This window comes from Streptomyces sp. LS-MS-L19, from assembly GCF_058382285.1.
Genome location: NZ_JBYCLL010000001.1, coordinates 2,502,972 through 2,523,642 on the forward strand (window position 1 = coordinate 2,502,972; position 20,671 = coordinate 2,523,642).

Sequence of the window (20,671 nt, forward strand, 5' to 3'; positions counted from 1 at the left end):
CAAAATTTCGTGCAGGTTACATGATGGAGCGGATCTCGGGAACCGGATACTCCGTTCCAACATGCGGACGCCACGCGGTGCGAGGGGGGTGCCGCACACGTGGCTTGAAGTATGTGGGGGTCGAGCCGGACTGATCGGTCAGATCCTTGTCCGTCGACCCAGGAGGCGGGGAAGGCGTCGTCGCCGACCCCGCGGGTGCGCCGCAAGCGTCATTGCCCACAGTGCTTACGGCTCATGCCCAGTGGTCATGCAGTCGAAACCAGCGAGTAACGGCTACTTATGCGGCCCAACGCATAAGTAGCAGCCGACCTATCCTACGGCCGTTCCGAACAAACTGCCCAGGGCGTACGTCACACCGGCCGCCGCACCTCCCAGGGCGAGCTGCCGCAGTCCGCTGTACCACCAGGTCCGCGCGGTCACCCTGGCCACGACGGCACCGCACGCGAACAGCCCGAACAGGGCGAGCAGCAGGGCGGGCCAGAGCGCGGTCGCGCCGAGCAGATACGGCAGTACGGGGAGCAGGGCGCCCAGCGCGAAGGAGCCGAAGCTGGAGACGGCGGCGACGAGCGGCGAGGGCAGGTCGCCGGGATCGATGCCCAGCTCCTCGCGGGCGTGGATCTCCAGGGCCTGCTCGGGGTCCTTGGAGAGTTGCCGGGCGACCTCGCGCGCCAGCTCCGGCTCGACACCCCGCCCTTCGTACAGGGCCGCGAGCTCGGCCTCCTCGTCCTGCGGGTGCCGGCGCAGCTCGCGCCGCTCGACGTCCAGCTCGGCCTCGACCAGCTCACGCTGGGAGGCGACGGAGGTGTACTCACCGGCGGCCATCGAGAAGGCACCGGCGGCGAGCCCCGCGAGTCCGGTCAGCACGATGGTGTGCTGACCGACGGCTCCACCGGCGACACCGGTCATCAGGGCGAGGTTGGAGACCAGTCCGTCCATGGCCCCGAAGACGGCGGGCCGGAGCCAGCCGCCGTTGACGTCCCGGTGCGTGTGGTTGTCGCGGTGCGCCTCGTGCAGTGGCGCCTCGATGTCGATGATGGCCATTCCGGTCCCCCAGGGAAGCTAAGCCAAAGCTAACTTTGGACACGTTCTAATTCTCAACAACGCCCACAGTACGTCGGCTCATTCCCGTCCGCCAGCAAGGAAAGGCTGGGCTAACCTGCGGTTTTACCATCGAGCGCTCATTCGATAGCGCGGCTGCACAGATGTCGACCGGGTGACGTTGCGGGCCAGGAGGCTCCGGTCAACCGCCGATGGTGGGACACATCCGCGAAAGGTGTCTCAGCAAAAGGTGTCTCTGTGGAAAGGCCCGCGTATGACATCGATCGCCTGCGTTCCCCCGGTCCCCGCGCCCCAGGGCGCCGCCGAACTCCGCGAGCGGGCCCGCGGCGCCCTGCTGGGCCTGGCGGTCGGGGACGCCCTCGGCGCCCCCGCCGAGAACCTGAAGCCGTCGCAGATCCGGGACCGCTGGGGCCGTATCGAGGGCTTCGTGGCCGAGACCCCGTCGGGCACGGACGACACGGAGTACACGATCTTCTCGGGGCTGCTGCTGGCCCGGCACGGCTCGGCCCTCACCCCCGCCCATGTGGAGGGGGCCTGGCACGAATGGATCGCGGACCGCGACGAGGGCCCGTTCCGGGGCGCCGGTTTCAGCGAGCGGGGCACGCTGGAGAACCTCCGCCGGGGCCTCGCGGCCCCCATCTCGGCCCAGCACCGGCACGCCTGGAGCGACGGACTGGCCATGCGCGCGGCCCCCTTCGGCGTCTTCGCGGCGGGCCGCCCCGCCGAGGCGGCCCGGCTGGTGGCGATCGACGGCTCCGTGAGCCATGACGGCGAGGGCATCTACGGCGGCCAGGCGGTCGCCGCGGGAGTGGCGGCGGCGATGGCAGGGGCCCCGACGATCGCCGTCGTCGCCTCCGCGCTGGCGGTGATCCCGGACGACAGCTGGACGGCGAGGTCCCTGCGCAGGGCGGTGGCGGTGGCCCACCGGGGCGAGAAGGCGGTCCGCTCCGCGGTGGTGATCGGCGGCTACCCGTGGACCGACCTGGCCCCGGAGGCGGTGGCCCTCGCCTTCGGCGCGTACGCGGCGGCCGACGGCGACTTCCGCGAGGCGGTCCTGACGGCGGTGAACATGGGAAGGGACGCGGACACGACGGCAGCGGTGGCGGGAGCGCTGGCGGGCGCGACGCGGGGGGTGTCGGCGATCCCGGCCGCCTGGGCCACGGCCATCGGCCCGGCGAGAGGCAGCTGCCTCCCGTCGATGGCGGGCCGACACGTACTGGACGTGGCGGACCTGCTGGTACAGAGCACCGGGCCGGAGGCCACCTCATGACACCACCGCTCCCCTGGGACGAACCGACGACACTGACGGCACCGCCGAAGGAAGCCGCCGACGGCGAATTCGCCCCACAAGGGCCACCCGCACCCGACGACGAAAGCGAAACGGGTGGTTCGGGTGGGAACACAAGAGCCGAAGCCGAGGCGGGCAGAACCGTCGGCCTCCTGCTGGGCCTGGCCGCAGGCGACGCCGCCGGCTGGCCCTCAGCCCGCCACCGAGCCACCCGCCTCCCCGACTGGACCCGCCGCCTCACCCGCGAACTGGACACCTTCGCCGAGCAGAACGCCACCACCACCCTCCCCGTCCCCATCGCCCTCAACCAACCCCCCGACCCCCTCCGCCTCGGCCCCTCCGACGACGCCGAATGGGCGGCCCTCACCGCCGAGGCCCTCCTCAGAGCAGCCGACGGCACCGCCCTCGGCGACCTCCCCCGGGACCGCCGTACGAGAACCGCGATCGACCTCACCTGGAACGCCCTCGCCGACGAAGTGGCCGCCGCGACGGACAAGGCCCCGGAGATCGAGTCCGCCGAGATCCCCCTGCGCGCCCGCATCTCCGTACGCGCGGGACTCGGCAACCTCGCCACCGGCCTGCGCCCACCCGCCACCGGCCACGACAACCCCCACTACTTCGACGACGCGGCCTGCGTCCGGGCCTGTGTCCTCGCCGTCGCCCACCCCGGCGCCCCCCGACTCGCCGCCGACCTGGCCGAGTTCGACGCCCGCTACACCCAGGACGGCGACGGAGTGCACGGCGCCCGGGCGATGGCGGCGGCCGTCTCCCTCGCCCTGACGGGAGCGACCGTGGAGACCTGCGTGTCCGCCGCCCTCGCCGAACTCCCCGCCCAGACGGAGATCGGCCGCAACGCCCGCCACGCCCTGCACCTCGCCCAGTCCGCCGACAGCGCCTTCGCCCTGATCCCCGCCCTGGAACACGACATCGTCGACCACGTCTACAGCTACGGCATCGCGGCCGCCGAGACCGTCCCCGTGGCGCTCGCCCTGGCCACCGCCGCGCAGGGCCGGATCGCGGAGGCGATCCCCGCGGCCGCCTGTCTGTCCCGGGTCGCGGACTCTGCCCCGGCCCTGGTCGGCGCCCTGACCGGCGCGCTGGGAGGCAGCGGATCGATCCCCGCCACCTGGCAGGCCGCCTGCCGCACGCTCTCCGGCTGCGCCCTCCCCCGCCTCACCGGCACGGACCTCGTGGAACTCGCCGGACTCCTGGAAGCCGCACAACAACCCCTCCCAGGAGGATGATTCCGGGCATGACGCCCAAAAACCAAGAAAGCAGTCTTGAGGAACGGATCACCGGAGCCCTTGTGGGCGCGGCGGTGGGCGACGCCCTCGGCGGCCCCGTCGAGGGCTACTCCCCCGAGCAGATCCTCGAGCGCCACGCCGGCCGCGTCCACGGCATCGTCGGTCCCTGGAACGGCGAGGACTGGCGCACCGCCCGCCCCATCGCGCCGTACCACAAGGGCGACGGCCACGTCACCGACGACACCTTGATGACCCACGCCCTGATCAGGGTCTACGACCGGGTCGGGGACCACCTGGACGCCTACGCGGTCGCCGACCACCTGGTCCCCGACCTGATGACGACCCCGCGCTGGATCCCCGAACTGGAGGCGGAGGCCCTCCCCCTGCACCGCCTCTTCCTCGCGGAGAAATGGCTGGTCACCCGCCTCCACTACGGCCATGTCGATCCCCGGGAAGCGGGCGTCGGCAACATCGTCAACTGCGGTGCGGCGATGTACATGGCCCCGGTCGGCCTCGTCAACGCGGCGAACCCGGCCGCCGCCTACGCCGAGGCCCTGGACGTCGCGGGCGCCCACCAGTCGTCGTACGGCAGGGAGGCGGCGGGCGTGTTCGCGGCGGCCGTGGCGGCGGCGAGCACCCCGGGCGCCACCCCCGACTCGGTCGTCGCGGCCTGTCTGTCGCTCGCCAAGGACGGCACCCGCACCGCCGTCGAGAAGGTCTGCGAAGTGGCGTCCCGGCACACGGACTTCGAGTCGGCGCTACGGCCGCTGCGCGCGGCGGTGTCCCCCTACGACACCGTCGGCGACGACTACCGCGCCCCCTCGCTCGGTGCCCGCCGTCCCTCGCGCGTGCACGCGATCGAGGAACTGCCGGTGGCGCTGGCCATGTTGGTCGTGGCCGGCGGCGACTACCGGCACGCGGTCCTCGGCGCGGTGAACTACGGCAGGGACTGCGACTCGATCGCCACGATGGCGGGCGCGCTGGCGGGTGCCCTGGGCGACCCCGTCCCGGACGACTGGGCCAAGAAGGTCGCGGAGGCCAGCCGCCTGGACCTCTGGGGTCCGGCGACGACCCTGACCGCCGTCACCCGGCAGATCTTCGAACAGGACGTACGCCGTCGCCGGGCCCACGAGTCGGCCTTCACCGCGCTCGGAGGCCCGAGATGCTCCGACTGACCTGGGTCCAGCCGGAGGACCTGGTCGGCCACGAACTCCGCCAGGCGCGCCAGGACGGCCGGGAGCCGTCGGCGATCGCGGCCCGGTGGAAGGCGGCCGGTGGCGCGGAGGCGCCGATCCGGGCGGGTGCCTCTGCCGAACCCGCGACCAGGTACCTGCGGCAGCTCGCGGAGGACCTCCTGGACGAACTGGCGGACCTGCCGAGCAGGTTGGCGGACGACGAACCCACCGACCTCGCGAGCATCAGGGCCCGCTGCCCGGCGTGGCCGTCGCCCGCCCCGGCCGCGCTCACCCGGTCCGCGCTGGAAGCCGCCTGGCTGGGGCGGGCCGTCGGCTGCCTCCTCGGCAAGCCGGTGGAGAAGCTCCCCCTGGAGGCCATCCGTGAACTCGCCCGCCGCACCGGCAACTGGCCCCTGAGGACCTACTTCACGGCGAAGGGCGTCCCCGCGGACCTCCTCGCCGCGCACCCCTGGAACCGCCGCTCGGCCGCCACCTCCCTCGCCGAGAACATCGACGGCATGCCCGAGGACGACGACCTCAACTACCCCTTGCTGAACCTGCTGTTGCTGCAACGCCACGGCCGGGACTTCAGCACCGCGGACGTGGCGAGGCTCTGGCTCGACGAGCTCCCCGCGGGCCGCACCTTCACCGCGGAACGCCTCGCCTACCGCAACCTCCTGGAGGGCCTGGAACCCCCGCGGACCGCCCGCCACCGCAACCCCTTCCGCGAATGGATCGGCGCCCTGATCCGCGCCGACGTCCACGGCTGGACCAACCCCGGCGACCCGGCCGCGGCCGCCGCACAGGCCCACCGGGACGCCACCCTCACCCACACCGCGAACGGCGTCTACGCGGCGATGTTCACGGCGGCGGTGATCGCGCAGGCGGCGGTGACCCCGGACGTCCACGCCTGTCTGAGCACCGGACTCACCGTGATCCCCCCGGCCTCCCGCCTGGCCGGGGCGATCACCCACGCGATCGGGCTGGCCCGGCGGCACGCGGACTTCGACACGGTCGTGGACGAACTCCACGCCACCCACGCCGGGACCCACCACTGGGTCCACGCGATCCCCAACACCGCTCTCGTCGCCGCCGCCCTCACCCACGCGCACGGCGACTTCACCGGCTCCGTGTCCCGGGCGGTGGGCGGCGGCTGGGACACCGACTCCAACGGTGCCACGACCGGCAGCATCGCCGCCCTGCTGACCGGCTCCCCCGAACGCCTCCCCGACCACTGGACCGCGCCCCTCAAGAACCGGCTCGCCACCTCCGTCGCCGACTTCAACGGGGTCGGCTTCGACACCCTGGCCCACCTCACCCACCGGGAGGCTGCTCGCCCATGAACCGCATCGCCCACCGGGAGGCTGCTCAGCCATGACCCACATCGCCGTCCTCGGCAGCACGAACATGGACCTGGTCGCCTACGTCGAGAAGGCACCCCGGCGCGGAGAGACCGTCACCGGCAGGGAGTTCCGGACGATCCCCGGCGGCAAGGGCGCCAACCAGGCGATCGCCGCGGCCCGCGCCGGTGCCACCGTCTCGATGATCGGCGCGGTCGGCAACGACGGCTTCGGCCCCCGGCTGCGCTCCACCCTGGAGCACTCCGGCGTCACCACCGACCACCTGCGCACCGTCGAGGGCCCCACCGGCACCGCGCACATCGTCGTGGACGACGAGGGCGGCAACGCGATCGTCGTCGTCCCCGGCGCCAACGGCACCGTCGACCACCTCGTCCCCGGCGACGAGGGCCTGATCGCCTCCGCCGACGCCCTGCTCCTGCAACTGGAGATCCCCCTGGAGGCGGTCCTGGCCGGCGCCGAGACCGCCCGCGCGCACGGCGTCCGGACGATCCTGACACCCGCCCCGGCCCGGCCGCTGCCTCCCGAACTCCTCGCCGCCACCGACCTGTTGGTCCCCAACGAGTACGAGGCGGCCACCCTGACCGGTATCGTCGACCCGTTCGCCGCGGGCGCCGCCCTCCTCGACCGGGTCCCCCGGGTGGTGATCACCCTCGGCGCGGCCGGCAGCCTCTACCTGACCCGGGACGCCGAACCCCTCGCCGTCCCCGCGCCCCGGGTCACCGCGGTGGACTCCACGGGCGCCGGCGACACCTTCGTCGGCGCGCTCGCGGTCGCCCTCGGCGAGGAACGCCCGATCCGGGAGGCGATGGCCTGGGCCGCCGCGGCGGCCGCCCTCTCCGTCCAGCGGGAAGGCGCCTCGGCGTCGATGCCCTACCGCTCCGAGATCGAGGCCCGGTACACGTCATGACCGAGACCCCCCTCAAGGGCCTGCGCGTGCTCGACGCGGCCACCCTCTTCGCCGGTCCCCTCGCCGCCACCATGCTCGGCGACTTCGGCGCGGAGGTCGTCAAGATCGAGCATCCGACGAAGCCCGACCCCTCCCGTGGCCACGGCCCCTCGAAGGACGGCATCGGCCTGTGGTGGAAGCTGCTGGGCCGCAACAAGCGAAACATCACCCTCGACCTGTCGAAGCCGGGCGGACGTGGCACCTTCCTCAAGCTGGCCGGGACGGCGGACGTCGTCATCGAGAACTTCCGTCCCGGCACCCTGGAGAAGTGGGACCTCGGCTGGCCGGAGCTGTCCGCCGTCAACCCCCGTCTGGTCCTCGCCCGTGTCACCGCGTTCGGCCAGTTCGGCCCCTACTCCCGCCGCCCCGGCTTCGGCACCCTCGCCGAGGCGATGAGCGGCTTCGCGGCGATCACCGGCGAACCGGACGCGCCCCCGGTCCTGCCGCCCTTCGGCCTCGCCGACTCGATCGCGGGTCTGGCCACGGCGTACGCGGTGATGACGGCCCTCGCGGCCCGCGACCGCACCGGCGAGGGCCAGGTCGTCGACATGGCGATCATCGAGCCGATCCTGGCGGCCCTCGGACCCCAGCCCACCTGGTACGACCAGCTCGGTCACGTCCAGGAGCGCACCGGCAACCGCTCCGCCAACAACGCCCCGCGCAACACCTACCGCACCGCCGACGGCACCTGGGTCGCCGTCTCCACCTCGGCCCAGTCGATCGCGGAACGGGTGATGCACCTGGTCGGCCGCCCGGAGCTGATCGACGAGCCGTGGTTCGCGACGGGCGCGCAGCGGGCGGAACACGCCGACGTCCTCGACGCGGCGGTCGGTTCCTGGATCGCCGCACGCACCCGCACCGATGTCCTCGCGGCCTTCGAGAAGGCGGAGGCGGCCATCGCTCCCGTCCAGGACATCCGGGACGTGATGGCCGACCCGCAGTACCAGGCCCTCGGCACCGTCACCACCGTCGACGACCCCGAGCTCGGCCCGCTGCGCATGCAGAACGTCCTGTTCCGGCTCTCCTCGACCCCCGGCGCGATCCGCTGGGCGGGCCGCCCGCACGGCGCGGACACCGACGAGGTCCTGACGGAACTGGGCCTGACCGAGGCCGAGTTGAGGGCCCTGCGTACGGAGGGCGCCCTGTGAGACCGCACCCCCTCACCTGGCTCTACGTCCCCGGCGACCGCCCCCACGTCGTGGACAAGGCGCTGGGCTGCGGCGCCGACGTCGTGGTGATCGACCTGGAGGACGCGGTCGCCCCCGACCGCAAGGCGTACGCCCGCGAGGCGACGGCGGAACGCCTCACCGACCCCCAGCCGATGCCGGTCCACGTCCGCGTGAACGCCGTCGACACCCCCCTGGCGGCAGCCGACCTGGCGGCGCTCGCTCCCCTGGCCGGCCTCTCGGCCCTCCGCCTGCCCAAGGTCACCTCCCCGGCCCAGCTCACCCGCGTCGCCGAGACGACGGCACCGGCCGGGAAGGGCGCCCCACCCCTGTACGCCCTGCTGGAATCGGCCCTGGGCGTCGAGCGCGCCTACGACATCGCGCTCGCCCACCCCGCCCTGCGGGGCCTCGCGCTCGGCGAGGCGGATCTACGGGCCGATCTGGGCGTACGGCACGACGCGGGCCTGGACTGGTCCCGCTCCCGGGTGATCGTGGCGGCCCGAGCGGCGGCGCTGCCTCCCCCGCCCCAGTCGGTGCACCCCGACACCCGGGACCTGGAGGGCCTGAGAGCCTCCTGCGCACACGGCCGCACCCTCGGCTTCCTGGGCCGGGCCGCCATCCACCCCCGCCAGCTCCCGGTCATCGAGCGCGCCTACCTCCCCACCGAGGAGGAGATCGAGCTGGCGCAGTCCATCCTCGCGGCGGCACAGACCGACCCGGGAGCCCAGACCCTCCCGAACGGCACGTTCATCGACACGGCGGTGACAGCCCAGGCCCACCGGACCCTCTCGCTGACCCACCGCTCCTGACACACCGCTCCTGACACACGACGAGGGCGCCCCGGAATCCCGGGGCGCCCTCGTCGTCGTACAGGCGACCGTCAGGTCTTCTTCGCCGACTCGGCCGCGTCCGCATCGGCGTCGGCCTCGGCCTCAGTCCCGTCAGCGTCGGCCTTGTCCCCGTCGGCGGCGGCCTTGTCGGAGTCGGCCGCGGTCTTCTCGTCGCCGTCGGCCTTCTCGCCCTCTTCGCCCTCACCGTCGGCGGCACCGGGCTCGACGACTGCCTCGCGGCCCGGGCGCTTCTTCGCCGACACCACGATGTAGGTCACCGCGAGCAGGAACACGATGATCGCGGTCCAGACGTTGAGCCGGACCCCGAGGATGTGGTGGGCGTCGTCGATGCGCATGTACTCGATCCAGCCGCGCCCCGCGCAGTACGCGGCGACGTACAGCGCGAACGCCCGTCCGTGGCCCAGCTTGAAGCGGCGGTCGGCCCAGATGACGAGCAGGGCGACGCCGATGCACCACAGCGACTCGTACAGGAACGTCGGGTGGTAGTAGCCCGGCACCCGGCCGTCCGTCGAGGACGTGATGTGCAGGGCCCACGGCAGGTCGGTCGGCTTGCCGTACAGCTCCTGGTTGAACCAGTTGCCCCAGCGGCCGATGGCCTGCGCGAGGGCGATGCCGGGCGCGATGGCGTCGGCGTAGGCGGGCAGCGGGATGCCACGGCGACGGCAGCCGATCCAGGCGCCGACCGCTCCGAGCGCGATCGCGCCCCAGATGCCGAGGCCGCCCTCCCAGACCTTGAAGGCGTCCACCCAGTCACGGCCCTCGCTGAAGTACAGCTCGTAGTCCGTGATCACGTGGTAGAGGCGGCCGCCGAGCAGTCCGAACGGCACGGCCCAGACAGCGATGTCGGCCACCGTGCCGACCCGCCCGCCACGGGCGACCCAGCGTTTGTTGCCGAGCCAGACGGCTACGAAGACGCCGATGATGATGCAGAACGCGTAGCCACGCAGCGGGATGGGACCGAGGTGGATCACCCCGCGCGACGGGCTGGGAATGTAGGCAAGTTCCATGGCAGGGTCGACGCTACCCTGCCGGGCCGGGCCCACGGCAGGCGGCCCGGCAACGGGTCCATAACAGGGGGGCCTGAAATCCTTACCCCTTGGCGGCTTCCTGTACCTGCTGCCTGAGCTTCGCCGGGGTCATGGTCTGATCCTGGTAGATGTTCTTGCCGTTCAGCAGAACCGTCGGCGTACCGCTGAAGCCGCCGTTGCGGAAAGCCGCCGCGGACTTGTCGACCCAGCTGTCGTGGGTGCCCTTCTCGACACACGTACGGAACGCGGGGGTGTCCAGTCCGTCGACCTTCTTCGCCAGTTCGAGCAGTTTCGCGTTCTCGGCGTAGTCGTCGCTGGTCTCCTCGGGCTGGTTCTCGTAGAGCACGTCGTGGTACTCCGGGAACTTCCCCGCGTCCTGGGCGCAGGCTGCGGCATTGGCCGCGGTGCGGGAGCCGGTGCCGCCCATGTTGCCGTCGATGATGGTCGCCAGGTGGTACTCGACCTTGAGCTCGCCGGAGCCGGTGAGTTCGTGGATCACCGGGCGGTACGCCGTCTCGAAGGCCTTGCAGGCCGGGCAGCGGAAGTCCTCGTAGACGACGAGCGTGGACTTGGCGCCCTCCTCGCCGACCGGGATGGCGAGGCTGTCCTGGCCGTTGGCCCCCGAGGGTGCCACCACCGGGCCAGAGGAGTCCTTGGTGTCCTTTCCGGAGTTCGCCGCGACCACGCCGATCACCGCGGCCAGCCCCAGGACGCACACCACGCTCGCGCCCACGATCAGCACCCGGCGCCGCTTCTCCGCGGACTTCTGCTTCGCGCGCTCCTCCGCCAGCCGCTCCCGGGCGGTGCGCTTTCCCTCACGGTTCTTCTCACTCACACCCGCAGAACGAACCGGGGAGGCGCACCGCGCCTCCCCGGCCCCAGGTCCACCCGTTCGAGTGACCGAACCTTCCGTCACGCCATGACGGGCGTGGTGTGCCTACGCCTGTCGGCGCACGCCCTTGGCCAGCTCGGCGGCGAGTTCACGGACGCCCTCGACTCCGGCCTTGTCGTCCGGCGCGTCCAGCATGCGCTTCACGAAGGCCGAGCCGACGATCACACCGTCGGCGAAGCCGGCCACCTCGGCGGCCTGCCGCGCGTTGGAGACGCCGAGCCCGACGCAGACGGGCAGGTCGCTCCCGGTGGCCCGGGTGCGCTCGACGAGGTCCTGCGCCTGGGCGCCCACCGACTCACGCGTCCCGGTGACGCCCATCAGCGAGGCGGCGTACACGAACCCGCTGCCCGCCGCGGTGATCTCGGCGAGCCGCGCGTCCTTGCTGCTGGGCGCGACGACGAAGACGGTGGCGAGCCCGTGCTTCTGCGCGTGCTCCCGCCACAGCGCCGACTCCTGCACGGGCAGGTCGGGCAGGATGCAGCCGGCGCCCCCCGCTTCCGCCAGCTCGGCGGTGAAGCGCTCGACGCCGTAGCGGTCGATGGGGTTCCAGTACGTCATCACGAGCACCGGCTTCCCGGTGGCCTCGTGGGCCTCCTTGACCGTGCGCATGACGTCCGCGATCTTGACGCCGCCGCGCAGGGCGATGTCGTCGGCGGTCTGGATGACGGGACCGTCGAGGACGGGGTCGCTGTGCGGCAGACCGACCTCGACGACGTCCGCGCCGCCGTCGAAGACGGCCTTGATCGCCTCGATGCCGCCGTCCACGGTCGGGAACCCGGCCGGGAGGTAGGCGATGAGCGCGGACCGGCCCTCGGCCCTGGCGGCGGCGAGGGTCTCGGACAGCAGTTGGATGTTCCCGCTCACTTGGCGTCCCCCTCGATCTCCGCGCCGGTGCCGGCCTCGTCCGCGGCGACGGCCGCGTCCGTGTCGTAGAGGCCGAAGTAGCGTGCGGCGGTGTCCATGTCCTTGTCGCCGCGGCCGGACAGGTTGACGACGATCAGCCCGTCCTCGCCGAGCTCCCTGCCGACCTCCAGCGCGCCGGCCAGCGCGTGGGCGCTCTCGATGGCCGGGATGATGCCCTCGGTGCGGGAGAGCAGGCGCAGGGCCTGCATGGCCGCGTCGTCGGTGACCGCGCGGTACTCACCGCGGCCGGAGTCCTTGAGGTAGGAGTGCTCGGGGCCGATGCCCGGGTAGTCCAGACCGGCCGAGATGGAGTACGGCTCGGTGATCTGGCCTTCCTCGTCCTGGAGGACGTAGGAGCGGGAGCCGTGCAGGATGCCGGGCTCGCCCGCGGTGAGGGTGGCCGCGTGCTCGCCGGTCTCCACACCGTGCCCGGCGGGCTCGCAGCCGATGAGGCGTACGGCCGTGTCGGGGATGAAGGCGTGGAAGAGGCCGATGGCGTTGGAGCCGCCGCCGACGCAGGCGACGGCCGCGTCGGGAAGCCGCCCCGCCCGCTCCAGGAGCTGGCGGCGGGCCTCGACGCCGATCACGCGGTGGAAGTCGCGGACCATCGCCGGGAAGGGGTGCGGGCCCGCCACGGTGCCGAAGAGGTAGTGCGTGCGGTCGACGTTGGCGACCCAGTCGCGGAACGCCTCGTTGATGGCGTCCTTGAGGGTGCGCGAACCCGACTTCACCGCGATGACCTCGGCGCCGAGCATGCGCATCCGGGCCACGTTGAGGGCCTGGCGCTGGGTGTCGATCTCGCCCATGTAGATCGTGCACTCGAGGCCGAACAGCGCGCAGGCGGTGGCCGTGGCGACGCCGTGCTGGCCGGCGCCGGTCTCGGCGATCACGCGGGTCTTGCCCATGCGCTTGGTGAGCAGGGCCTGACCGAGGACGTTGTTGATCTTGTGGGAGCCGGTGTGGTTGAGGTCTTCCCGCTTGAGGAAGATCCGTGCGCCGCCGGCGTGCTCCGCGAAGCGGGGGACTTCGGTGAGTGCCGAAGGGCGTCCCGTGTAGTTCACGAGCAGGTCGTCGAGCTCGCGGGCGAACTCGGGGTCGTGCTTGGCCTTGTCGTACTCCACGGCGACCTCGTCGACTGCGGCGACGAGGGCCTCCGGGATGAACTTGCCGCCGAACGCGCCGAAGTAGCCTTCGGGGCTGGGGACTTGACCCTCGGGGTCAGGGATGAAGAACTCGCTGGGCATGACTGAACCTCACGGTGAGTTTGGAAATACCTGATCGCCGTGGGGGCGGGGTGTGTCCGACGGCTGACGGCCGCCTGTGGCTTGTCGCGCAGTTCCCCGCGCCCCTAAAGGGCGCGCTGCCATCGACGGCCGTTCACCTGCCCAGGTTCGTCGCCGATGACGTACCTCACCCTGCGGCCGTGCACCCTTCGCGCGGGTGCGCGGCAGCCCCGTGGACGGCAACCGCGCGCGAGGCGCGCGTGCCGGTCCGCGGTCGTCAGAGTGAGAGTCATCGGCAGCACCCTACCCGGTGATCAGCCGCGGCCGTGCCGCAATGCCGGGTGCTCGCCCGCCGCCACCAGGTCCGCGACCGCCGTCTTCGGGTCCTTGCCCGTGACCAGGGACTCGCCGACCAGGACCGCGTCGGCGCCGGCGTTGGCGTAGGCGATCAGGTCGTGGGGGCCGCGGACGCCGGACTCGGCGATCTTGACCAGGTTGGCGGGGATCTCGGGAGCGACGCGCTCGAAGGTGCCGCGGTCGACCTCGAGGGTCTTGAGGTTACGCGCGTTGACGCCGATGACCTTCGCTCCGGCGTCCACCGCCCGCTCGACCTCGTCCTCGTCGTGGACCTCGACGAGCGGGGTGAGACCGATGGACTCGGCGCGCTCGATCAGGGACTCCAGGGCGGGCTGCTCCAGGGCCGCGACGATGAGCAGCGCGAGGTCGGCGCCGTAGGCCCGGGCCTCCCAGAGCTGGTACGACGTGACGATGAAGTCCTTGCGCAGGACCGGGATGTCCACGCGCGCGCGGACGGCCTCCAGGTCGGCCAGCGAGCCGCCGAAGCGGCGCTGTTCGGTGAGGACGGAGATGACGGCCGCGCCGCCCGCCTCGTAGTCCGCGGCCAGCCCGGCAGGGTCGGCGATCGCGGCCAGCGCGCCCTTGGAGGGGCTGGAGCGCTTGACCTCGCAGATGACCTTGACGCCGTCGCCACGGAGGGCGGCCACGCCGTCCTTGGCGGCGGGAGCCTTCGCAGCGCGCTCCTTGAGCTCGTCGAGGCTGACGCGCGCCTGCCGTTCCGCGAGGTCGGCACGGACTCCGTCGATGATCTCGTCGAGCACACTCACGCGAGCGGCCCCCTTCCAGACGGTTGACAGTTCCAGCGACCGATGAAAACAGTGGTCACTGCGATGGTATCCGCAGGAGGGCGTAGGCCTCGCATCCGGTTGACGCCGTTCCCACTACCTGGACATTCACCAGTTGATCAAGGATGAAGCCAGCCACCGAACGGCAGGTTCCGGACAACCGTGAAGACCAGCGCCAATACCCCCACGGTCCACAGGTGCACGGGCCCGAGACCCAGCCGCAACGGCCGCCCGCGCACCGCGCGGACCACCCAGACGGTCCACAGCACCGCGAAGCCCAGATAGCCCACGACGGCCATCGCGTTGTCCTGGAGCGCGGCCAGGAAGTCGCCGTGGATGAACGCGTGCGCGCTGCGCAGTCCGCCGCAGCCGGGGCAGTACAGGCCGGTGATCCGGTAGAGCGGGCAGACCGGGTAGTGGCCGGGCTGGTTGGGGTCCACGGTCCCCACGTACGCGAAGGCCCCGGCGACGGCCGCGAAAATCCCGGCCGGGACCGCCACGCGTCCCAGCAGACCGTCGGGGGGCAGCGTTCGCTGCGTGTCGGCGTTCACGTCCCGCATTCTCCCCCGCCCTCCCGTCGAACGCGTGAGGGGCGGCCCCGGCGGTTTCGCCAGACCGCCCCTTCACGAGGTTCGTGTCAGCTCTTGGCGTCCGCCGCCTCGGCCTTCGAGGTGACGAGCGGCTTGTGGGCGTCCTTGGGCATGCCCATCCCCATCGCGCTCATGATCCAGCCGATGATGCCGCCGACGACCACGATCGCCATACCGGCCCAGAAACCCGCCGGCTCGGCCATCACCATGAAGACGCCCGCGACGCAGAAACCGATGAAGGCGATAGTGACACCGGTCCAGGCGGCCGGGGTGTGACCGTGGCTGCTGCCCGCCATTGCTTGCTCCTAGGTGCTGAGTACGTGACTGAGCCGAACGCTCGAAGCCCATTCTTCCGTACGCGAGGGAACGATGTCTTCGGGGGTCACCCTGACGCGCCCCTTCAGGGGCGCGGGGAACTGCGCGACCAGCCCCCACCGGCCCGCGGGCGAGATCCGACCGCTAGGCCCCCGTAGGGTCTTCCCCACGATCAAGCGCCTTCCAGATGTCCTCGGGCCGATCCGGATCTACGACCACCGGCTTACGACGAGCCCGAGGCGCCCCGTCCCGCTCGTACCGCCCCGACATCGCCGGCCACAACCGCCCGTACCGCAGAGCCAGCAACCCGGCGAGAAGAATCAGCGCACCACCCACCACGGCGACATACGGCCAAGCGGTATGGCTCAGCGCAGTGACCGTCGCCGAGGTGTCCCCGGACGCCTTCGCCGCCTCCTCGTCCAGCGCGGACGAATCCCCGGCACCGATCAGCGCCGCCGCCACGATGCCCGCCCCGGAGAGCGCGAGCACCCCGGCGACCAGCAGCCGCCCCGCCTTGCGTACGGCGAAGACGGCGACGAGCGCGGCGAGGCCCACTATGGCCAGCGCGGCCGGGACACCGGTCACGTCGCTGCCCTTGGCGGTCAGCGGAAACGCGCCGCCGGCCACCGTCGCGGTGCCCTCCGCCCATCGTTGACGGGTCGCGAGCAGCGCCACGGCCGCGCCCAGCGCACCGGACAGCAGTGCTACGGCGAGACTGAGGCGGCCGGCCCTGGCGGGTCCTGCGGCTTCGGAACGGGGGTGAGGTACGGCAGTCACGTACCCCACTATCACCCGAACCCCGGGCGAACGGTCACCCGGGGCTCCGTGAGAATCGCCCTACTTGCCCAAGCGGTTCGCGGTGTGCACCGCCCTGAGGACCGCCGCCGCCTTGTTGCGGCACTCGGTGTCCTCGGCGACCGGGTCGGAGTCGGCGACGATGCCGGCCCCGGCCTGGACGTAGGCGGTGCCGTCCCTGAGCAGCGCCGTGCGGATGGCGATGGCGGTGTCGGAGTCGCCCGCGAAGTCGAGGTAGCCGACGCAGCCGCCGTACAACCCGCGCCGGGACGGCTCGAGTTCGTCGATGATCTGCATCGCGCGGGGCTTCGGCGCCCCGGAGAGGGTGCCGGCCGGGAAGCAGGCGGTGAGGACGTCGAAGGCGGTGCGGCCCTCGGCGACCTTGCCGGTGACCGTCGAGACGATGTGCATGACGTGGGAGTACCGCTCGACGGACATGAAGTCGACGACCTCGACCGAGCCGGGTTCGCAGACGCGCCCCAGGTCGTTGCGGCCCAGGTCGACGAGCATGAGGTGCTCGGCGCGCTCCTTCGGGTCGGCGAGGAGTTCGTCGGCGAGGGCCTGGTCCTCCTGCGGGGTCGCCCCGCGCCAGCGGGTGCCGGCGATGGGGTGGACCATGGCGTGCCCGTCCTCGACCTTGACGAGGGCCTCGGGGGACGAGCCGACGACGTCGAAGCCGTCGAAGCGGAACAGGTACATGTACGGCGACGGGTTCGTCGCCCTGAGGACCCGGTAGACGTCCAGCGCGCTCGCCGTGCACGGGGTCTCGAAGCGCTGGGAGGGGACGACCTGGAAGGCCTCGCCGGCCCGGATGCGCTCCTTGATGTCCTCGACGGCCTCCTGGAAGTCGGGGCCGCCCCACAGCGCGGTGTACTCGGGGAGCTCGGACGGCGGGAGGACGGCCGGGGGCTGCGCGACCGCGCGCGAGAGGTCGGCCTCCATGGCGTCGAGGCGGGCCACGGCGTCGGCATAGGCCTCGTCGACGCCGGTGTCCAGGTCGTTGTGGTTGATCGCGTTGGCGATCAGCAGGACCGAGCCCTCCCAGTGGTCCATGACGGCGAGGTCGCTGGTCAGGAGCATGGTGAGCTCGGGAAGCTTCAGGTCGTCGCGCTCGCCGGGGCCGATCTTCTCCAGGCGGCGGACGATGTCGTAGCCGAGGTAGCCGACCATGCCGCCGGTGAAGGGCGGCAGGCCCTCCTGGTGCGGGGTGTGCAGGGTCTCGATGGTGGCGCGCAGGGCGGCGAGCGGGTCGCCGTCGACGGGGACGCCGACCGGCGGGGTGCCGAGCCAGTGGGCCTGCCCGTCGCGGGCGGTGAGGGTGGCGGCGCTGCGGACGCCCACGAAGGAGTACCGGGACCACGAGCGGCCGTTCTCCGCGGACTCCAGCAGGAAGGTGCCGGGGCGCTCGGCGGCGAGCTTGCGGTAGAGCGCGACGGGGGTGTCGCCGTCGGCGAGGAGCTTGCGCGTGACCGGGATGACGCGCCGGTCGGTGGCGAGCTTGCGGAAGGTCTCGAGGTCCATGGCGGCTGACCTTACTGATCCGAGGGGGCGGCACCGGAATCGGCGCCGTCCTTGAGGAGTACGTCGGCGTCGAAGCAGGTGCGCGCGCCGGTGTGGCAGGCGGCGCCGACCTGGTCCACCTTCACCAGCACGGTGTCGGCGTCGCAGTCCAGGGCGACGGACTTGACCCACTGGAAGTGGCCCGAGGTGTCGCCCTTGACCCAGTACTCCCGGCGGCTGCGCGACCAGTAGGTGCAGCGGCCGGTGGTCAGCGTGCGGTGCAGGGCCTCGTCGTCCATCCAGCCGAGCATGAGCACCTCACCGGTGTCGTACTGCTGGGCGATCGCGGGGACGAGCCCGTCGGCGCTGCGCTTGAGGCGCGCGGCGATCTCCGGGTCGAGGCTGCTGCTGGGCGGGGGCGTGCTGGTCATGAACGCCATTGTGCCGCGCGCCACTGACAGTGACCGGGGGGCGTCCACTGGGCGGACCCCGGGGGCGGTCGTAGGCTGACTGCATGTCGACTTTCGCCAAGCGTGAACGACTTCTCCTCGCCGACCTGTTGGAGGCCGAGGGTCCGGACGCCCCCACTCTCTGCGAGGGCTGGCTCACCCGGGATCTCGCGGCGCACGTGGTGGTGCGCGAGCGCCGCCCCGACGCGGCGGGCGGGCTGCTGATCAAGCAGCTCGCGCCCCGCCTGGACCGGGTGATGGCCGAGTTCTCGGAGAAGCCCTACGAGGAACTGATCCAGCTCATCCGCACCGGCCCGCCGCGTTTCTCGCCGTTCCAGCTCAAGCAGGTCGAGGAGCTGTCGAACACGGTCGAGTTCTACGTCCACACGGAGGACGTCCGCCGGGCCCGCGAGGACTGGGCACCGCGCGAGCTCGACCCGGTCTTCCAGGACACCCTGTGGTCCCGCCTGGAGCGCACCGCCCGCCTGATGGGCCGCAGCGTCCCCACCGGCCTGGTGCTGCGTCGTCCGAACGGCCAGACGGCGGTCGCCCACCGGGGCACACCGGTGGTCACGGCGACGGGCGAGCCGTCCGAGCTGCTGCTGTTCCTGTACGGCCGGCAGAGCGCGGCCAAGGTGGACCTGGAGGGCGACAAGGAGGCGATCGCCAAGCTGCACGAGGCGAAGGAACTCGGGATCTGACGAACCGGGAGGCCAGAGGTCCGGCCTCCGGAGTCGGAACACCCCGGCCGCGCTGAACGGGTCGGTCAGGTCGGGAGTTCGGCGCGGCGCAGGTTGCGGGCACACAGGGCGACGACGCCGCCGAGCCCGCACACCGCCGCGCTGGTCACGAAGACCGGGCCGGTGCCCCAGGCGCCGATCGCGGCGGCGGACAGCGGCATGCTGAGCGGTGCGAAGCCGAGGCTGACCAGTGAGGCCACGGCGGTGACCCGGCCCAGGTAGGCGGGGTCCGCCTGGGTCTGGAGCAGGGCACCGCACAGGGCGCCGCTGAGCCCGGCGAGGAGTCCGATCAGCAGGGCGACTCCGGCGGCCGCGACGACACCCGGGACGAAGGCCAGGGCGCCGATCGCGGCCGCCCCGCCGAGGCAGGCGTACGCGATCACGTGCCCGGCGTGCGGCACGCGCCCGCGCACGGCCAGCAGCAGCGAGGCGAAGCCGGCCCCGACCCCGAACCCGCCCAGCACCCAGCCCATCCCGGCGGCACCCCAGCCGCGCTCCTCGGCGAGCAGCGTCAGCCCGACGTTGAGCGGCCCGACGAAGCCGAGGTCACCGAGGGCTAGGGCCGGCATCAGCGGGGCGAGGACCCGATGCCGTCGGATGTACCGCAGCCCGACACACAGGTCGTCCCAGGCGCTGCCCACCACGGCCCTGGCGCCGGCTTTCTCACGACGGGCACCCGCGACGACGACGGCCGCATCATCGTCCGCCCCGGCTCCCCAGCCGTCCCCCGGCACCTCCCGTATCCGCACCGACACCAGCAACGGCACCGATATCGCGATCAGCAGCCCCGCGAAGGCGAACGCGGTCGCCGCTCCCCCGACCGCCACCGCGAGACCGCCGAGCGGGCCCCCCACGACGCCGGCGAAGCGGATGCCGAGCCCCCGCATACCCTGCACGCGCGCGAGCTGTCCGCGGCTCGTCACGCGCGCGGGGAGCGCCCCCACGGCCGGCATGAACACGGCGTCGACGGTTCCGAACACCAGCGCCAGCAGGGCCAGCGCCCACAGGCCGGGGCTGGCGAGGAACAGCAGCGCCGCCACCGCGAGCACCGCCGCGCAGCGCACCGCGTCGCTGCCGATGACCACCCTGCGCGGCCCGAGCCGGTCGGCGATCACTCCACCGCCCAGCATCAGCAGGGCCCGCGGCAGCGCGCTGACCGACATCACCACCCCGGCCTGCGCGGGTGTGCCGGACTGGACGGCCGCCCAGGACAGGGCGATGTAGTACACGCTGTCGCCGGTCATCGAGGCGGTGTAGGCGGCGAGCCAGCGCAGGACGTTGCCGTCGCGGTGGGCGGGGGTGTCGACGGCCTCGGCCGGGTCGGTCAGGGTGACGGTCACTGAGGCGGGTCCCTTCAGACGCGGAACGGAAAGCCGTACACGTGCAGCGCGACGTTCTCGCGCCCCTCGGTGTCGCCCGCGGCCTCGGCGGCCCGGCCCTTCTCGTCGTACTTCCTGGCGAGGGTGAGCAACTCCTCGCGCAGCTCGTCCAGTTCGCCGGCCGTCAGCCGCAGCAGCGACTCGCTGTCCGGGGCGGCCGCGTTCCACTCGGCGCTCCAGGTGGGCCGTTCGTCGAGGTAGCGGCGGTACATGTCGGCGCGCTGCTCGTGGAAGAGCCGGGTGGCCGCCAGGTGTGCCGCCGCCCGCTCCGGCGCGTCCCGGAAGTCCCGGTCGCGGATGCTCACGCCCTCGGACGAGGGCTGCCACCAGCGCTCCCGGCCGTCCCCGCTCTGCGGCTCGGCCTCCTCGATCAGCCCGTGCTCGGCCAGCTTGCGCAGGTGGTAGCTGACCAGGGACACGGCCTCGTCGACCTGGTCGGCGAGGTGCGAGGCGGTGGCGACCCGGGCCACGCACAGGCCCCGGTACAGCTGCATCCGCAGGGGATGGGCCAGTGCCTTGAGCGTGCCGAGGTCGGTGATGGGACGGTTCTCCTCGCGTGACATGAACTCACCGTAGATACGAAAGAAAAGTTGCACAATGGATTTTGCGCAACTTCTCTTTCGTA

22 protein-coding genes are annotated in these 20,671 nt (G+C 72.3%); 8 read left to right on the forward strand and 14 right to left on the reverse strand.

The features are described from left to right. Nucleotides 1-309 precede the first annotated feature (309 nt). Nucleotides 310-1,041 carry a VIT1/CCC1 transporter family protein gene (locus AC2XR2_RS11045; RefSeq protein WP_330267592.1) on the reverse strand — a complete coding sequence of 244 codons (732 nt, stop codon included), beginning with the start codon at nucleotides 1,039-1,041 and terminating at the stop codon, nucleotides 310-312. Nucleotides 1,042-1,312: 271 nt separating this feature from the next. On the opposite strand from AC2XR2_RS11045, the gene AC2XR2_RS11050 reads away from it, so the two are divergent. Genes AC2XR2_RS11050 through AC2XR2_RS11080 form a run of 7 tightly spaced genes read left to right on the forward strand, consistent with a single transcriptional unit; the run spans nucleotide 1,313 to nucleotide 9,048 of the window. Next, nucleotides 1,313-2,329: an ADP-ribosylglycohydrolase family protein gene (locus AC2XR2_RS11050; RefSeq protein WP_330267591.1), complete on the forward strand. Its 1,017-nt coding sequence runs from the start codon at nucleotides 1,313-1,315 to the stop codon at nucleotides 2,327-2,329. Beyond that, nucleotides 2,326-3,591, forward strand: a complete 1,266-nt coding sequence (locus AC2XR2_RS11055) for an ADP-ribosylglycohydrolase family protein (protein ID WP_491514932.1) — start codon at nucleotides 2,326-2,328, stop codon at nucleotides 3,589-3,591. Before AC2XR2_RS11050 ends, AC2XR2_RS11055 begins: the two co-directional genes overlap by 4 nt. Nucleotides 3,592-3,599: 8 nt before the next feature. After that, on the forward strand, nucleotides 3,600-4,766 hold the full coding sequence (locus AC2XR2_RS11060) for an ADP-ribosylglycohydrolase family protein (protein ID WP_491514933.1): 1,167 nt from the start codon (nucleotides 3,600-3,602) through the stop codon (nucleotides 4,764-4,766). Beyond that, a complete protein-coding gene (locus tag AC2XR2_RS11065; RefSeq protein ID WP_491514934.1) occupies nucleotides 4,754-6,109 on the forward strand; it encodes an ADP-ribosylglycohydrolase family protein in 1,356 nt (451 codons plus the stop codon). Before AC2XR2_RS11060 ends, AC2XR2_RS11065 begins: the two co-directional genes overlap by 13 nt. A 31-nt stretch (nucleotides 6,110-6,140) precedes the next feature. After that, nucleotides 6,141-7,034: a ribokinase gene (gene rbsK / locus AC2XR2_RS11070; RefSeq protein WP_491514935.1), complete on the forward strand. Its 894-nt coding sequence runs from the start codon at nucleotides 6,141-6,143 to the stop codon at nucleotides 7,032-7,034. Continuing rightward, nucleotides 7,031-8,221 carry a CaiB/BaiF CoA transferase family protein gene (locus AC2XR2_RS11075; RefSeq protein WP_491514936.1) on the forward strand — a complete coding sequence of 397 codons (1,191 nt, stop codon included), beginning with the start codon at nucleotides 7,031-7,033 and terminating at the stop codon, nucleotides 8,219-8,221. Before rbsK ends, AC2XR2_RS11075 begins: the two co-directional genes overlap by 4 nt. Continuing rightward, the gene (locus AC2XR2_RS11080; protein WP_491514937.1) at nucleotides 8,218-9,048 is read left to right on the forward strand and encodes an HpcH/HpaI aldolase/citrate lyase family protein; all 831 of its coding nucleotides are present in this window, start codon (nucleotides 8,218-8,220) and stop codon (nucleotides 9,046-9,048) included. Before AC2XR2_RS11075 ends, AC2XR2_RS11080 begins: the two co-directional genes overlap by 4 nt. A gap of 71 nt (nucleotides 9,049-9,119) precedes the next feature. Here AC2XR2_RS11080 and lgt read toward each other — a convergent pair whose 3' ends face one another. From lgt to hisI, 11 genes are all read right to left on the reverse strand, one after another. Then, the gene (gene lgt / locus AC2XR2_RS11085) at nucleotides 9,120-10,097 is read right to left on the reverse strand and encodes a prolipoprotein diacylglyceryl transferase (protein WP_449351666.1); all 978 of its coding nucleotides are present in this window, start codon (nucleotides 10,095-10,097) and stop codon (nucleotides 9,120-9,122) included. A gap of 82 nt (nucleotides 10,098-10,179) precedes the next feature. Beyond that, entirely contained in the window at nucleotides 10,180-10,953 is a 774-nt protein-coding gene (locus tag AC2XR2_RS11090) for a DsbA family protein (protein WP_449351667.1), read from the reverse strand. 102 nt (nucleotides 10,954-11,055) lie between these two features. After that, nucleotides 11,056-11,874: a tryptophan synthase subunit alpha gene (trpA, locus tag AC2XR2_RS11095; protein ID WP_449351668.1), complete on the reverse strand. Its 819-nt coding sequence runs from the start codon at nucleotides 11,872-11,874 to the stop codon at nucleotides 11,056-11,058. Then, the gene (gene trpB / locus AC2XR2_RS11100; protein ID WP_449351669.1) at nucleotides 11,871-13,157 is read right to left on the reverse strand and encodes a tryptophan synthase subunit beta; all 1,287 of its coding nucleotides are present in this window, start codon (nucleotides 13,155-13,157) and stop codon (nucleotides 11,871-11,873) included. Before trpB ends, trpA begins: the two co-directional genes overlap by 4 nt. 104 nt (nucleotides 13,158-13,261) lie before the next feature. After that, the gene (gene trpM / locus AC2XR2_RS11105) at nucleotides 13,262-13,429 is read right to left on the reverse strand and encodes a tryptophan biosynthesis modulator TrpM (protein WP_381302860.1); all 168 of its coding nucleotides are present in this window, start codon (nucleotides 13,427-13,429) and stop codon (nucleotides 13,262-13,264) included. Between the two features lie 21 nt (nucleotides 13,430-13,450). Beyond that, on the reverse strand, nucleotides 13,451-14,260 hold the full coding sequence (gene trpC, locus AC2XR2_RS11110; RefSeq protein ID WP_030318893.1) for an indole-3-glycerol phosphate synthase TrpC: 810 nt from the start codon (nucleotides 14,258-14,260) through the stop codon (nucleotides 13,451-13,453). A 137-nt stretch (nucleotides 14,261-14,397) separates the two neighbouring features. After that, nucleotides 14,398-14,838, reverse strand: coding sequence for a DUF2752 domain-containing protein (locus AC2XR2_RS11115; protein WP_381302861.1), 441 nt, complete (start codon nucleotides 14,836-14,838; stop codon nucleotides 14,398-14,400). Nucleotides 14,839-14,915: 77 nt separating this feature from the next. Beyond that, a complete protein-coding gene (locus tag AC2XR2_RS11120; RefSeq protein ID WP_330267579.1) occupies nucleotides 14,916-15,164 on the reverse strand; it encodes an HGxxPAAW family protein in 249 nt (82 codons plus the stop codon). 163 nt (nucleotides 15,165-15,327) lie between these two features. After that, nucleotides 15,328-15,969: a TIGR02234 family membrane protein gene (locus AC2XR2_RS11125; RefSeq protein ID WP_381302862.1), complete on the reverse strand. Its 642-nt coding sequence runs from the start codon at nucleotides 15,967-15,969 to the stop codon at nucleotides 15,328-15,330. A 51-nt stretch (nucleotides 15,970-16,020) separates the two neighbouring features. Further along, nucleotides 16,021-17,499, reverse strand: coding sequence for an anthranilate synthase component I (locus AC2XR2_RS11130; protein ID WP_491514938.1), 1,479 nt, complete (start codon nucleotides 17,497-17,499; stop codon nucleotides 16,021-16,023). Nucleotides 17,500-17,510: 11 nt separating this feature from the next. After that, nucleotides 17,511-17,909: a phosphoribosyl-AMP cyclohydrolase gene (gene hisI, locus AC2XR2_RS11135; RefSeq protein ID WP_123764906.1), complete on the reverse strand. Its 399-nt coding sequence runs from the start codon at nucleotides 17,907-17,909 to the stop codon at nucleotides 17,511-17,513. Between the two features lie 83 nt (nucleotides 17,910-17,992). Between hisI and AC2XR2_RS11140 the strand changes: the two genes are divergently transcribed. Further along, nucleotides 17,993-18,628 (forward strand): TIGR03085 family metal-binding protein, encoded by a 636-nt coding sequence (locus tag AC2XR2_RS11140; protein WP_330267576.1) that lies wholly within the window; start codon nucleotides 17,993-17,995, stop codon nucleotides 18,626-18,628. A 65-nt stretch (nucleotides 18,629-18,693) separates the two neighbouring features. Here AC2XR2_RS11140 and AC2XR2_RS11145 read toward each other — a convergent pair whose 3' ends face one another. Together AC2XR2_RS11145 and AC2XR2_RS11150 are read right to left on the reverse strand one after the other, a co-directional pair. Continuing rightward, nucleotides 18,694-20,007, reverse strand: coding sequence for an MFS transporter (locus AC2XR2_RS11145; RefSeq protein ID WP_381302864.1), 1,314 nt, complete (start codon nucleotides 20,005-20,007; stop codon nucleotides 18,694-18,696). 14 nt (nucleotides 20,008-20,021) lie between these two features. Continuing rightward, the gene (locus tag AC2XR2_RS11150; protein ID WP_491514939.1) at nucleotides 20,022-20,609 is read right to left on the reverse strand and encodes an ArsR/SmtB family transcription factor; all 588 of its coding nucleotides are present in this window, start codon (nucleotides 20,607-20,609) and stop codon (nucleotides 20,022-20,024) included. Between the last annotated feature and the right edge of the window lie 62 nt (nucleotides 20,610-20,671).